Origin of the sequence: Sinobacterium norvegicum (assembly GCF_923077115.1) — a bacterium.
GTDB classification, from domain to species: domain Bacteria; phylum Pseudomonadota; class Gammaproteobacteria; order Pseudomonadales; family Sinobacteriaceae; genus Sinobacterium; species Sinobacterium norvegicum.
Genome location: NZ_CAKLPX010000003.1, coordinates 178,225 through 192,181 on the forward strand (window position 1 = coordinate 178,225; position 13,957 = coordinate 192,181).

Genomic DNA, 13,957 nt, shown 5'->3' on the forward strand with positions numbered 1-13,957 from the left:
GCAAGCTGTTTTTGTTTTTGGCCTCGAGGCCAAAGCGCATTGAATATTGACGGATTGTGACCATGAAAAGTGCTGAAATACGTGAAGCTTTTTTACAGTTTTTCGAAGCCAAAGGCCATCAACGGGTAGCCAGTAGTTCGCTGGTACCGGGCAATGACCCGACGTTGTTGTTTACTAACGCTGGCATGGTGCAGTTCAAAGATGTCTTTCTCGGCCAGGATAAGCGCCCTTACAACAAGGCAACGTCGTCACAGCGCTGTGTGCGCGCTGGTGGTAAGCACAATGATTTAGAGAATGTCGGTTATACCGCCAGACATCACACCTTTTTCGAGATGCTGGGTAACTTCAGCTTCGGCGACTACTTCAAACGCGATGCAATCAAGTATGCCTGGGAGTTTCTAACCGAGGTCCTTGGGCTGCCGGAAGAAAAATTGTGGGTGACAGTGCATATCTCCGACCAAGAAGCCGAAGATATCTGGCTGAAAGAGATGGGCGTGAGTGCCGAGCGTTTTTCTCGCTTAGATGAGGATAACTTTTGGCAGATGGGCGATACCGGTCCCTGTGGCCCAAGCTCTGAAATATTTTACGATCACGGTGAAGATGTATTTGGTGGCCCACCGGGCTCTCCCGATGAAGACGGTGACCGTTACATTGAAATTTGGAATCTAGTATTTATGCAGTTTGAGCGCTCAGCCAGCGGTCAGACTGAATTACCCAACCCCTCTATCGATACCGGTATGGGGCTGGAGCGTATTGCGGCGATTATGCAGGGCGTTCATACTAACTATGAAATCGATATTTTCCAGCATCTGCTCGCCGCTGTTGCCAAAGAGACCGGCGCCACGGACATGGAAGATAAGTCGCTGCGTGTTGTTGCCGACCATATTCGCTCCTGCTCGTTTCTGATTGTCGACGGTGTATTGCCGGGCAATGAAGGCCGGGCCTATGTGTTGCGCCGTATTATGCGCCGTGCTATACGACACGGTAATAAGCTGGGTGCCAACGGTGCATTTTTCTACAAGCTAGTGGCTCCGTTGGTTGAAGTGATGGGCGATGCCTATCCTGAACTGGCAAAAATGCAGTCTCAAATTGAAAAAGTGATTTTGGCGGAAGAGCAGCAGTTTGCCAAAACCCTGGTGAACGGCATGGGCATTTTAAATGATGCGATTGCCCAGTTGAGCGATGGCACCATCCCCGGTGATGTTGTTTTCAAACTCTATGATACCTACGGCTTCCCCACCGACTTGACCAACGATATTGCTCGCGAGCGTGATTTGGTGCTCGACATGGACGGCTATGAGGTTGCGATGAACGAGCAGCGTCAGCGTTCAAAGGGGGCGTGCAGCTTTGATCTGGATTATACCCAGTCATTCAAACTGGATGGTGAGACTGAGTTTACCGGTTATACCGATGTGGCATCTGAGGGCAGGGTTGTTGCCCTGTTAAAAGAGGGTGTCAGCGTCGATAGCCTTGCCGATGGTGACACTGGTGTTGTGGTGTTAGATCGCACACCATTTTATGCCGAATCCGGTGGCCAAATCGGCGACACTGGATATTTAGCCGCTGCTGGTGGCCGCTTCGAAACCAAGGAAACCACTAAGGCCAGCGGTCATCACCTGCATCACGGTCAGGTGTTGAATGGCTGCATCCGTGTCGGCGATAGCCTGACAGCGACTATTGATAATACAGTTCGTCAGGCGATCAAATTGAATCACTCGGCGACTCACTTATTGCATGCGGCACTGCGTAAAGTGGTTGGTGAGCAAGTGGCGCAGAAGGGCTCTATGGTGACCTCTGAGCGTTTACGTTTCGATTTCTCTAACTTTGAGGCGGTGACGCCACAACAGCTGCGTCAGGTCGAAGACATGGTCAACGCTCAGGTCCGGGCCAATGTGGCGGTTGAGACAGAGCTGACCGATATGGAATCGGCCAAGCAGAAGGGTGCGATGGCGCTGTTCGGCGAAAAATACGGCGATACTGTGCGGGTACTTAGCATGGGTGAAGACGGTTTCTCTGTCGAGCTTTGTGGCGGTACCCATGTCGAGCGTACCGGCGATATTGGTTTGGTGCGCATTGTTTCAGAAAGCGGTATTTCTGCCGGTGTTCGTCGCCTAGAGGCAGTATCGGGCGAGGCCGCGGCCGCTCTGTTTGAGCACACCGATGCCAGCCTTGTCGCGGTTGCAGGCATTGTTAAAGGCAACAAGGACAACGTCTTCAGCAAGGTAGAGACTTTGGCGGCCAGCAATAAACAGTTGGAAAAGCAGATTCAGCAGCTGCAGGCAAAATTGGCCAGTGCTGCCGGTAGTGATTTGGCCTCCGAGGCGATCGAGGTGGCCGGTGTTAACATTCTTATCGCCAAGCTTGAGGGCGTTGAGGCCAAGGCGTTACGCGATACCATCGACCAATTAAAGAATAAGCTGGGCAAGGCGGCGATCGTCTTAGCCGGTGTTAAGGACGGTAAGGTGTCATTAGCAGCCGGGGTGACCAAGGCAGAGGCCTCGTCGATCAAGGCGGGTGATATGTTGCGTCAACTGGCCACGGCTATTGGTGGTAAGGGTGGCGGCAAGCCAGAGATGGCTCAGGGCGGCGGTGGTGATGCCGACGCCTTGCCCGAGGCAATCGAAGCGCTGAAGGCTTGGGCTACTGAACAGCTAAGCTAACAGTAAGAAGGTGGTTGTAGTCGACGGCTACAGCCTGACCCGACACCAGTGAAACAGAAAAGTGCGCTTATGAGTTTGATAGTTCAAAAGTTTGGCGGTACCTCAGTTGGCTCTATAGAGCGTATTCAAGCCGTGGCCGATAAGGTGGCTAAGTTCCGTGCCGATGGCCACGACATTGTTGTCGTACTCTCAGCAATGAGCGGTGAAACCAATCGTCTACTGGCCTTGGCGGCGGAAATATCGGAACAGCCGACGCCGCGCGAAATGGATGTGTTGGTGTCGACTGGTGAGCAGGTGACGATTGCCTTGCTGTCGATGGCGCTGCATGAGAAGGGGTTGGATGCCAAGTCATACACCGGTTCTCAGGTGCGTATCTTAACCGACAGCTCTCATACCAAGGCACGTATTAAGAGTATCGACGAACAACGTATGCGCGATGATTTGTCCCTCGGCCGTGTTGTCGTGGTTGCGGGTTTCCAAGGCACCGATGAGGATGGCAACATTACCACACTCGGTCGCGGTGGTTCCGACACCTCTGCGGTGGCGTTGGCGGCAGCGCTCAAGGCCGATGAATGTCAAATTTATACCGATGTCGATGGTGTTTATACCACCGACCCTCGCGTGGTTGACGGCGCCCGACGCCTCGATAAGATTACCTTTGAAGAGATGCTTGAAATGGCTTCTCTCGGCTCCAAGATATTACAGATTAGGTCGGTAGAGTTTGCCGGCAAATATAAAGTACCGCTGCGCGTCTTATCCAGCTTTGAAGATGGCCCAGGTACGCTGATTACTATAGAGGATGAAGTCGCCATGGAAGCTCCAGCCATCTCCGGAATTGCATTTACCCGTGACGAAGCAAAATTGACCATTGTTGGCGTACCCGACACCCCGGGCGTTGCCAGTAAGATATTGGGGCCGGTCAGTGCCGCTAATGTTGAGGTCGATGTGATTGTGCAGAACACTACCGAGGACGGCACCACCGACTTCACCTTTACCGTTAACCGTAGCGAGCTCAATAAGGCCGGCGCTATTTTGCGTCAGGTCGCCGGCGACCTGGGCGCTCGGGAAGTGATTACCGACGACAATATCTGTAAGGTTTCGATTGTCGGTGTTGGTATGCGTTCTCATGCCGGTGTCGCCAGTAAAATGTTTGCGGCATTGGCCGATGTTGGCGTCAATATACAACTGATCACCACCTCTGAAATTAAAATTTCGGTGGTGATTGATGAGAAATTTATGGAGCTGGCGGTGCGTTCGTTGCACTCCGCCTTTGAGTTAGAGCAAGCTTAACCGGCTGTTTACTATCTTAGCAGCTGTAATAATTGCTATTACTATAATAAAGCGAGTAACATATAACATCATAGTAATGGCAATTTCCAACATTTGGCGACCGATAATAATTATAAAGAACAAATGTTTATTGTAATCGTAGATTCCGATGCCCACCTCTTTGCAGGGTGGAGTAATACGCTTTGTCGTCTCGCCGCCGATATTAAATAATGAAGCCAACCCCCTTGTGGTTGGATGCAAGCAGGAGATTTGTAATGTTAATTTTGACCCGTCGCGTCGGTGAAACTCTGATGGTTGGAGATGATGTCACCGTGACAGTCCTTGGGGTTAAAGGAAACCAGGTTCGTATTGGTGTGAATGCCCCGAAGGAAGTTTCTGTTCACCGAGAAGAGATTTACCAGCGTATTCAAAAAGAAAAAGAGCAGCCTGAAGGTTAAGACACAAGAAACTGCAAAAAAAGTTGTTGTACCCCCTTTTCAAAGGCAATAAACATGTTAATATTGCCGCCGTTGCTGGATAGGTGGCCGAGTGGCTGAAGGCGCGCCCCTGCTAAGGGTGTAACGGGGAAACCTGTTCGAGGGTTCGAATCCCTCCCTGTCCGCCATTTTCTTTTTAAGAACATGGTGTCTTTTGAAAGTAACATAGTGCGCCCGTAGCTCAGCTGGATAGAGTACTCGGCTACGAACCGAGCGGTCGAAGGTTCGAATCCTTCCGGGCGCACCATATTTAAAAAGGCTTACTGCTAACGTAGTAAGCCTTTTTTCGTTCTGGGAGTCAGTAATACTAAAGCTGCAGGCACCCTGGTCGGATTGCCGGCCCTACGGGCGTTCGCTGTACAAAGCGGTGCTTTGCTTGCTCACCCTTCCGGGCGCACCCTATTTAAAAAGGCTTACTGCTAACGTAGTAAGCCTTTTTTCGTTCTGGGAGTCAGTAATACTAAAGCTGCAGGCGCCCTGTTCGGATTGCCGGCCCTCTGGGCGTGCTCGCTTACCCTTCCGGCCGGACTCCATACTAAAGCCGCTTACGGCGATCGTAAGTGGTTTTTTTATGACTCACAAAACGTCACTGCCATTTCCGCTAACGGCTTAACCAATGCTCCCATTGCCAGTGCTTTCTCGCTGGAGGCGTTGCCATCCAAGGCGCGTTTTTTTACCCCTTGTAAAATAGCCGCAAAGCGGAAGAAGCTAAACGCCATATAAAAAGACCAGTTTGGTATATCTTCTAGCCCCATGCGATGGCAGTACTGCGCTACGTAAGCCTCCTCAGAAGGGATGCCTAATGCGTCACGGTCCAGGTTGCCCAATCCAGGCATGACCCCATCGCGACTCATGCGCAATTGCATGCATTGGTAGGCTAAGTCTGCAAAGGGGTGCCCCAGCGTCGATAGCTCCCAGTCAACCAGCGCCAGGACGCGGTTCTGCTCGGGATGGAACATCATATTGTCCAAGCGAAAATCACCGTGCGCCAAGGCAACACGGTCATCGTCTTCAGGCATGTTGGCGGGCAGCCATGTCATCAAGGTTTCCATTTCTGCGATAGACTCTGTTTCTGACGCCCGATATTGTTTGCTCCAGCGGCCAGTCTGGCGCTCAAAGTAATTACCGGGTCTGCCGTAATCCGAGAGCCCAACCTGGTCGATATCGACCGAGTGTAGCGCCGCCAAAACACGGTTCATTTCGGCATAGATTTCGCCGCGTTCTGTCTTGTTGGCATCCGGTAGGGCTGGGTCCCACATTACGCGGCCGTCGATATATTCCATCACATAAAACATGCTGCCGATAACGCTGTCGTCTTCGCACAGGTGATAGACTTTTGCCACTGGCACCTCGCTGTCTGCCAGTGCTTTTATCACTTTATATTCACGGTCGACAGCGTGGGCGGATTTTAATAACTCACCGGGCGGCTTGCGACGCAGTACATATTTACCCGTCTCAGTGGCAATCAGAAACGTTGGGTTTGATTGGCCACCAGCAAATTTCTCTGCTTTTAACGGGCCTTTGAAGCCGCTAATGTTGTGCTCCAAATAGAGCGCAAGTTTCTCGGTATCGAAATCAAATGTAGAGGCGGTTGATTCAGACATAATAGTTTCCCTTTGTATGTGCTCTATTCAGCTGAATAACGATCAATGATTTTCTTACCCAAAGCCATTTGATGGACCTGATCAGGGCCATCTGCTTGACGGCACCAGCGAGCGTAGTTAAATGCTTCTGCCATAAAGTAGTCTTCGGTCAGGCCACCGGCACCGTGCATTTGCATGCAGCGGTCGATAACATTTTGTACCAGTAGCGGGATGGTAGTCTTGCTGGCGGCAATCATGTCGACAGATGCAGGGACACCCTGGCTGTCAATCTTGTGGCTGGTTTGTAACACTAACAACCTGGCCATTTCAATTTCAGAAAAACTTTTTGATATTTCTTCACGTACAGACTGGTGTTTGCTTATGGGTCTGCCAAAGGTTGAGCGAGAGTTGACGCGTTCGCAGGCCAGCTCTAATGATCGCTGCGCTGCACCGATCAGACGCATGCAGTGGTGCATTCGACCGGGGCCTAAGCGACCCTGGGCAATTTCGAAACCGCGACCCTCGCCCAGCAGAACATTTTCCAGCGGTACGCGAACGTTATCAAACACTATTTCGGCGTGGCCAATAGGGGCGTCATCATAACCCAGTGTGGTCAGCGGGCGAATCAGGGTAATACCGGCAGTATCTTTGGGTACCAGTACCTGAGTTTGTTGTAAGTGGCGATTGGGGTTTTCTGGGTCGGATTTGCCCATCACAATAAAGATTTTTGTGCGTTTGTACATTGCGCCGGTAATAAACCACTTGCGGCCATTGAGTACCCATTCGTCGCCGTCTTTGGTAATTTCCAGTTGGATATTGGTGGCGTCACTGGAGGCAACCTGGGGCTCGGTCATGGCGTAGGAAGAGCGTATTTCGCCTGCTAACAAAGGTTTTAGCCACTGCTGTTGCTGCGCTTTGGTGGCATAGTTCATAAAGACTTCCATGTTGCCGGTATCCGGGGCGTTGCAATTGAACACCTCTGGCGACCAGATAACACGGCCCATAATCTCTGCCAGTGGGGCATAGTCAAAAAAGGAAAGGCCGCCGTGGTCGCAGTATTCAGCGTGATCTTCAGGCACGAATAAATTCCACAGACCTGCCGCTTTGGCTTTTTCTTTCAGTTCGTCCATCAGTGGCAGCGGCGCAAAACGGTCCTCTGCTTGATGCAGTTGTTCGGCATAGGCTACTTCATTAGGGTAGATATGCTCTGCCATAAAGCTATTTAGCTTGGCCTGAAGTTGTTGTGACTTTTCACTGAAGGTATACATGTAAATCTCCGTTACTGCTGTTTTTAGATTGATGAAAAATGGTTAAGAAAAAGTAATGCCGTGTTTTTTATCCGGTGTGAGCAAATGGCTGATGTCATTAAAGCTGTCCAGCGTGAGGTCGACGCGGTTATAGAGCAACTTGCTGGTGCTGCTGTTTTTAATCTGCAATATAAGGTCGCGAGTTTTTGTCTCACCAAGTTGTAAAACCGATTGTAGGATGACGGCGACTGGCCCGCCGGAGCTAACGATTAGGGTGCGTTTCGCATCATCTTGGCAGGCGGCAGCAAAGGCGGCTTGAATACGTGCGCAAAATTCTGGCCAGCTGTCTGTGCCATCGCTGGTAATGGTGCCATCCATCCAGTAAGCCAGTGCCAGTTTCATATTGTGGTAGTAGTCGCGTTTGGCGTGCCCCGTCTCAAGCCACTGCTCGGGGTGCTGGGCTTTCAACGGAGTGAGCAACCCCTGAAAATCATATTCGTTCAAGCCTGCGTGGTAGTGAACAGGGATGGCCTCCCCGAGGCCTGATAAGACCCCCTGAGCTGTTTGGTCATGGCGAACCATGGTGCCAGCCAGCACGCGGTCATAACTTTCATCAAGCCTGCGCAGGTGTTGCCCTAACCAATACGCCTGTTGATGGCCAAGCTCACTAAGCTGGTCGTAGTTGTCTGCGCCAAAGGAGGCCTGACCGTGGCGTAAGAGGGTGATTGCTGCCATAACTGTTCCGGTATATCGAGCGGCTTTATAGGATGAGGATCAGTATAAAGAGTCAGCCGTAATCAGTATAATTTATTTTATTGATGGTATATTATTGATTAAATCAATGTGAGGGTGACTGGCGGTGAGACTCGAAAAAGTAGATTTGAATTTGTTTGTGGTGTTTGATGCCATCTATCGTCAGCGCAGTGTCACCAAGGTGGCGGTATTGTTAAATCTTACCCAACCAGCGGTCAGCAATGCCTTAAGTCGGTTACGCCAAACCTTCGATGACCCTCTCTTTATACGTACACCTAATGGTATGGCTCCGACGCCTGTGGCGGATAGTGTTGTGGGCGATGTCCGAGCCGCTCTGGTTTTGTTGGATAAGAGTGTATCGGTTAATGCCCGTTTTGCCCCGGCACTATCAGAGAAGGTGTTTCACCTGGGAATGAATGATCTGGCGGAGTCCTTGCTGCTGCCTCTGTTACATGCGGCCATCAAAACCACGGCTCCTAAAATTGCTTTGACCAGTTATTATGTCGCCCGCGAAGCGGCGACAGAGGATCTTAAGTCTGGCGGCATAGACTTATTAATTGACACCCCTGGGGTCAATGCCAAAGAACTGTCGCACCAGTCTCTGGGCAGGCTTCCCTATGTTGTCGCCATGCGGCCAGATCATCCTCTGGCAGGACAGAGGTTGACGGTTGAAGATTACCTGGCTGGCGAGCACATCCATGTGTCCAGTCGTCGCAAGGGACGGGGGCAGATGGATGTTGCCCTGCATGCTTTGGGTTATCGACGTGGGGTGGCAATGAGGGTACAAAACTATCTGGTCGCCGCTCGCATTACCGCAGAGACCGATTTACTGTGGACGGTACCCAAGGTATTGGCAGAGCAACTGCCCCTGCATACGGCAGAGTTGCCCTTTGATGTGGAGCCCTTGATGTGGAATCTGTACTGGACAAAAAGTGCTCAAAACGACCCTGCCAGCCAGTGGATGCGTGAAATAATCAGTACTGCTGTGGTAGAGGCTATTGGTTCATCATAGTCCCTATGCCGACAGTAAACCGAGAGCTTTAGCGGTCCATGCCCGAGCTAGATTTTTTGCTTAAAACAGTTGTTATCACCCAAACGTGAGTTGAGCAGTGGCGGCAAAATTTGTTAGTTTTAGCGTTTGCCATCGGGTGATCAGCGGTTGTCGCTAAACGTACGGTATCCTCGCCCTGTACCACGGATAAATTATGTTTCGAGTCTATGCCACCACCCCAGAAGACATGTCGCCCAGTGATATTGGCGCCTTTGCCCAACGTGTGGAGGCGATGGGTTACGATGGGCTCCAGGTCCCTGACGCTATTCACGACGGCTTCCTACTGGCTGCCTTAGCACTTAATGCGACTCGGCGTATAAGAGTGTGTATCGGTGTGTTGGTGATATTTCCGCGCAGCCCAATGAATGTGGCCATCAGTGCCTGGGATTTACAGCGGCTGTCATCCGGGCGGTTTGAGTTGGGTTTGGGGACGCAGGTAAAGGGTAACATTGAGCGCCGTTACAGCACGCCATGGACTCCGCCGGTTAAGCGTATGCGAGAATATATAGAAGCTCTGCGTGCCATTTTTGATGCCTTTCAGCACGGCACTGAACTTCACTATATCGGCGATAACTACCAATTCACTCGGCTGCAGCCATTTTTTAATCCAGGCCCTATTGAGCACCCGCATATTCCCCTGCTGATGGGGGCTGTTGGTCCCCAGATGACCCGGCTAGCAGGTAAGGTCGCCGATGGCATTTTGACCCATCCGACCAACACGCCGCCGCGGTACATAGGCGAGATTGTGCGCCTGCGGCTGCAGCAGGGCGCCGATGACAGCGGCCGAAATATCGAAGACTGTCGCCTGATGTTAGGCTCGTTAATTGCCACCGGGCCAGATGCTGCGGCGGTCAGCAGTGAACGTGAGAAGTGGCGTCAACTTTTGGCCTTTCTATTTTCTACGCCGGCCTATTGGCCCAGTCTTGAGTTGTTTGGTTGGCGAAACCGCGGTGAACAATTGCTCGCCTGCAGCCGTGAAAACCGCTGGGCGGAGATGCCGGGGTTGCTCGATGACGAGATGCTTGACCAGTTTGTCCCCGCCGCCAGCTACGATGATATCGCCGGCGTATTAAAGCAGTGGTTTGGTCGTCTCACCGGTTACCTCACCTTTCCGGTACCCGATGACATCTCTAATGATGCCGCGTGCGCGGCCGCCATCGCATCGCTGAAAGCTTGAGGCGGTGACGCCGACGACACCCTCGCTGCTATGTCGTCAGGGTAAAGCTGACGATAAGTGGATATAGCGCTTGACCTTATGCGTCGACCTTAGTATATTTCGCACCCGTTGGCAGACATGCCACACTGTGCGCCCGTAGCTCAGCTGGATAGAGTACTCGGCTACGAACCGAGCGGTCGAAGGTTCGAATCCTTCCGGGCGCACCATATTTAAAAAGGCTTACTGCTAACGTAGTAAGCCTTTTTTCGTTCTGCAGGGTTGATCTACTAAAGCTGCAGGCGCCCTGGTCGGATTGCCGGCCCTACGGGCGTTCGCTGCACAAAGCGGTGCTTTGCTTGCTCACCCTTCCGGGCGCACCCTATTTAAAAAGGCTTACTGCTAACGTAGTAAGCCTTTTTACGTTATTGGGCGATGAAATATAATCGCTTGCGAAGATTATCTGTTTGGCACTATCAAATTAGCGGCTGTTGATAAAACAACCGATTTTATCCCGCTGATAGCGCGAACAATTGTTTATATTAATAAATTTAAGCAACAGGGGTTTTTGTTCTTTGCAATATCATCAAAAGACGGTATTATTGCCGCCGTTGCTGGATAGGTGGCCGAGTGGCTGAAGGCGCGCCCCTGCTAAGGGTGTAACGGGGAAACCTGTTCGAGGGTTCGAATCCCTCCCTGTCCGCCATTTTCTTTTTAAGAACATGGTGTCTTTTGAAAGTAACATAGTGCGCCCGTAGCTCAGCTGGATAGAGTACTCGGCTACGAACCGAGCGGTCGAAGGTTCGAATCCTTCCGGGCGCACCATATTTAAAAAGGCTTACTGCTAACGTAGTAAGCCTTTTTTCGTTCTGGGAGTCAGTAATACTAAAGCTGCAGGCACCCTGGTCGGATTGCCGGCCCTACGGGCGTTCGCTGCACAAAGCGGTGCTTTGCTTGCTCACCCTTGCGGGCGCACCCTATTTAAAAAGGCTTACTGCTAACGTAGTAAGCCTTTTTTCGTTCTGGGAGTCAGTAATACTAAAGCTGCAGGAGATTGCGGCGCTATTCAATCATCTTGATGCGTGAAAGCTGATATTGCTTGTTGAGAATTGCCTCGCCTGGCTCGTACATTCGCATCACGGTCATAAAGTAGCCTGCCGGTGTTGGCAGCCAATTTTTACTTTTATCCGCGGGTGCTTCGTGTTGTAGCCACAATGTTAGTGAACCGTCGTCGTTATAACGAATTCCCTCAGTGCGGTCGCCAAAGCTATAGCGGTCGATGGCGTTCTGCTCGACCAATTTCTCCGGCAGGGCGTAGGCGGTCAGTGACCAGAAACCGTTGACCGGTGGTAGGCCACCTTTATCAAAGTGTAAGGTGTAGACGTCGTCGCCGGACATCATTTGGTTATTGGTATCGGTGACTGTTGCAGCGTAGGTCGACTCCTCTGGCAGGTTACCGTAACCGTTGGCAACAACAGAGGCGCGCTGAATATAATCAAAACCATAACGGCCAACCTTGCTCGGTGACATCCAGCCATTGTAGCTGGGGATAGTACGAACTTCAGCAGCCTCTACGATGGCGATGCCAGCGGCCAAGCCCTTCTGTAGGCCGCGCTTGCTTGCCTCGTCGAGGTTGGCAATATCGAAGTTGCTGTTTGGGCCGACGCCAATAAGGTCAAATTGAGCCATTAATGCTGCTTCATTAGCCCTTGCCGGTAAATGTTTTAACGCGCGGTTCATATGTTCAAAGAAAGCTAACGATTTCATAGGGTTTATCGGCTCAGATTTTTTTGCTGTCGGCCTGGCCGGTACTTGGCCGGGGACAAACTCGCTGAGCGAGGCTGACCAGATGCCGTCCATGACGGTCACTGCCGCTGCCAAGTCTTTTTCACCATCGACCAGCACTCGACCAAGCAGCCAGCCCTGATTACTCTCCACCTCTATGCGGGTGACGCCGATGGGCAGTTCACCCTGCCAATGCGGTGTTACAAGGGCATAATAAGCCTCATCGGTTCCGTGGGTGCGGCGTCCGATATGGGTCGCCTCCGAGTAGAGGTTGGTCACTGCGATGGTAAAGTAGCGGCCGTTGGTGTCCGGTGTATGGATAATCAGCGGCTCTTTGCTGATGTCGAACCAGCCGCTGAGATAGAGCGTGTCATTATTAGGCAGGCGAATATTCCCGGCATTGTGCGGTCCGACAATCTCGGGAAAGCGGTAAATACGATTGACTGGGGCAAAGACCTGTTGTTGGTCGTTGACGTGGTGAGTTTCATTGTGCATCTGTTTGGCCATGTCAACGAGAGGGTAGCCGTAAACATAGGCTTGAGCCCCAATATGCTCGGCCAGCTGCTCGGCAATGATCTCGTCATTATGGCGCTGTTGAGAGCTGATCAGCGCCGCCGGATTAAAGTTGTTTGCCGCTATGGCTGTGGCGATACACAGCACGATAACCGTTGCCCAGACCGATTTTTTGCTCAAAAAAGTCATGCTAATCCAGTGTTAGTTTGATTGTCGGAAAGAGCGAGTATAGGCGTCTAGGCTGCCGGGGGGCAGCGGCATACAGAAAACACCGTTTTCCCTATGGAAAACAAATAGCGGTTGTTTGCTGAAAAAACACCATAGTCAGCATTTTTCCGCAGAGAATAGCGATAGTGCTGTAGGCGAGGTGTTGCTTGATGCGTGCTTAGCTCACGTCAGGGGATAAGGTAGTTGCAGGGCAGGGTGTGGCCTCTGATGGCGGCTTCCGCCCTCTGACGCAGGCGACAGGAGGAGGAAGGCGAGGCGACAGAGTCTATTATCCGTCGCCATTGTGGCCTCTAGCTAGGCGTCATTTGCTGATTGGCCATAAAACTGTTGTATGCTCGAAAAGTCTTTGCCTCCCTGATCCTCAGTAGAGGCGTTTTTATGCAGATTATAAAGATTTCTGGCAGCGGCACCCATGGGGATGGAAGACTTGCTGTTGAGTGAGGCTTCCATCGCAAGGCCAAGATCTTTGAGCATCAGATCAACCATAAAGCCACCCTGATAATCATTTGAAGCGGGGGCGGTTGGCATGACGCCGGGCATTGGGTTGTACTTTTCTAACGACCAGTTGCAGCCAGAGCTTTTAATCATGATTTCAGAAAGTACCGCGGGGTCTAAGCCATTATCGACACCCAGTTGAAGGGCTTCAGCAGTCCCTGTCATATGGATGGCGAGCAACATGTTGTTACAAATTTTAGCTGTTTGGCCTGCGCCCACGTCACCGGCTCTAAAGATGTTGGCGCCCATTGCCGCTAAAACATCTTTTGCTAATGCAAAATTGCTTTCGAGGCCACCTACCATAAAGGCGAGTGTGCCAGCGGCGGCGGAAGCAACACCACCGGAAACCGGGGCATCAATGAACTTGATGCCTGCCTCGGTGGCCTTGGCACCAACATTTCGAGAATTCTGTGGTGCTATGGTTGAGCAATCAATAACCAGGGCTGTCTTAGGTATGATGCTAAGCAGTCCTTCCTTGCCTTCAGTACCGATGTAAATACTTTCAACAATAGAACCATTAGGTAGCATGCTAACAACGTAATCAGCATCGACAGTGGCGCTGGCGGCTGTATCGGCAATGGTGCAGCCATCTTGCTTGGCGCGATCTTGTGCGGCCGGTGAGAGATCGAATGCACAGACGTCAAATCCGTTTTTAACCAGATTTGCAGCCATGCCGCTGCCCATGTTACCTAAACCTATAAATGCTACTTTCTTAGCCATGGT

At 51.5% G+C, this 13,957-nt stretch carries 10 protein-coding genes and 5 tRNA genes; 10 read left to right on the forward strand and 5 right to left on the reverse strand.

Annotated elements, in window-relative coordinates; all coding sequences use genetic code 11:
• Positions 1-62 precede the first annotated feature (62 nt).
• The 5 genes from alaS (at position 63) to L9P87_RS12760 (ending at position 4,673) form a co-directional block, all read left to right on the forward strand.
• Positions 63-2,660 (forward strand): alanine--tRNA ligase, encoded by a 2,598-nt coding sequence (gene alaS, locus L9P87_RS12740; protein ID WP_237445132.1) that lies wholly within the window; start codon positions 63-65, stop codon positions 2,658-2,660.
• A 69-nt stretch (positions 2,661-2,729) separates the two neighbouring features.
• The gene (locus tag L9P87_RS12745; protein WP_237445133.1) at positions 2,730-3,950 is read left to right on the forward strand and encodes an aspartate kinase; all 1,221 of its coding nucleotides are present in this window, start codon (positions 2,730-2,732) and stop codon (positions 3,948-3,950) included.
• Positions 3,951-4,204: 254 nt separating this feature from the next.
• Complete coding sequence (gene csrA, locus L9P87_RS12750) at positions 4,205-4,387, forward strand: carbon storage regulator CsrA (RefSeq protein ID WP_237445134.1); 183 nt, start codon at positions 4,205-4,207, stop codon at positions 4,385-4,387.
• A 77-nt stretch (positions 4,388-4,464) separates the two neighbouring features.
• A tRNA-Ser gene (locus L9P87_RS12755) sits at positions 4,465-4,554 on the forward strand.
• 42 nt (positions 4,555-4,596) lie between these two features.
• Positions 4,597-4,673 (forward strand) — tRNA-Arg (locus tag L9P87_RS12760).
• Between the two features lie 322 nt (positions 4,674-4,995).
• Here the strand turns inward: L9P87_RS12760 and L9P87_RS12765 are convergent.
• From L9P87_RS12765 to L9P87_RS12775, 3 genes are read right to left on the reverse strand one after another with little or no spacing between them, the layout of a single operon-like run.
• On the reverse strand, positions 4,996-6,030 hold the full coding sequence (locus tag L9P87_RS12765) for a phosphotransferase (protein ID WP_237445135.1): 1,035 nt from the start codon (positions 6,028-6,030) through the stop codon (positions 4,996-4,998).
• Between the two features lie 23 nt (positions 6,031-6,053).
• On the reverse strand, positions 6,054-7,277 hold the full coding sequence (locus L9P87_RS12770) for an acyl-CoA dehydrogenase family protein (protein WP_237445136.1): 1,224 nt from the start codon (positions 7,275-7,277) through the stop codon (positions 6,054-6,056).
• Between the two features lie 42 nt (positions 7,278-7,319).
• The gene (locus L9P87_RS12775) at positions 7,320-7,991 is read right to left on the reverse strand and encodes a histidine phosphatase family protein (protein WP_237445137.1); all 672 of its coding nucleotides are present in this window, start codon (positions 7,989-7,991) and stop codon (positions 7,320-7,322) included.
• A 124-nt stretch (positions 7,992-8,115) separates the two neighbouring features.
• On the opposite strand from L9P87_RS12775, the gene L9P87_RS12780 reads away from it, so the two are divergent.
• From L9P87_RS12780 to L9P87_RS12800, 5 genes are all read left to right on the forward strand, one after another.
• Entirely contained in the window at positions 8,116-9,021 is a 906-nt protein-coding gene (locus L9P87_RS12780) for a LysR family transcriptional regulator (protein ID WP_237445138.1), read from the forward strand.
• A gap of 193 nt (positions 9,022-9,214) precedes the next feature.
• Positions 9,215-10,237, forward strand: a complete 1,023-nt coding sequence (locus L9P87_RS12785) for a TIGR03617 family F420-dependent LLM class oxidoreductase (RefSeq protein ID WP_237445139.1) — start codon at positions 9,215-9,217, stop codon at positions 10,235-10,237.
• A 129-nt stretch (positions 10,238-10,366) separates the two neighbouring features.
• Positions 10,367-10,443: transfer RNA gene (locus tag L9P87_RS12790), tRNA-Arg, on the forward strand.
• Between the two features lie 386 nt (positions 10,444-10,829).
• Positions 10,830-10,919 (forward strand) — tRNA-Ser (locus L9P87_RS12795).
• Positions 10,920-10,961: 42 nt separating this feature from the next.
• Positions 10,962-11,038 (forward strand) — tRNA-Arg (locus L9P87_RS12800).
• Positions 11,039-11,275: 237 nt separating this feature from the next.
• On the opposite strand, the gene L9P87_RS12805 is transcribed toward L9P87_RS12800, so the two are convergent.
• A complete protein-coding gene (locus L9P87_RS12805; protein WP_237445140.1) occupies positions 11,276-12,700 on the reverse strand; it encodes a DUF1254 domain-containing protein in 1,425 nt (474 codons plus the stop codon).
• A gap of 333 nt (positions 12,701-13,033) precedes the next feature.
• Positions 13,034-13,954, reverse strand: a complete 921-nt coding sequence (gene mmsB, locus L9P87_RS12810; protein ID WP_237445141.1) for a 3-hydroxyisobutyrate dehydrogenase — start codon at positions 13,952-13,954, stop codon at positions 13,034-13,036.
• Positions 13,955-13,957: the final 3 nt, after the last annotated feature.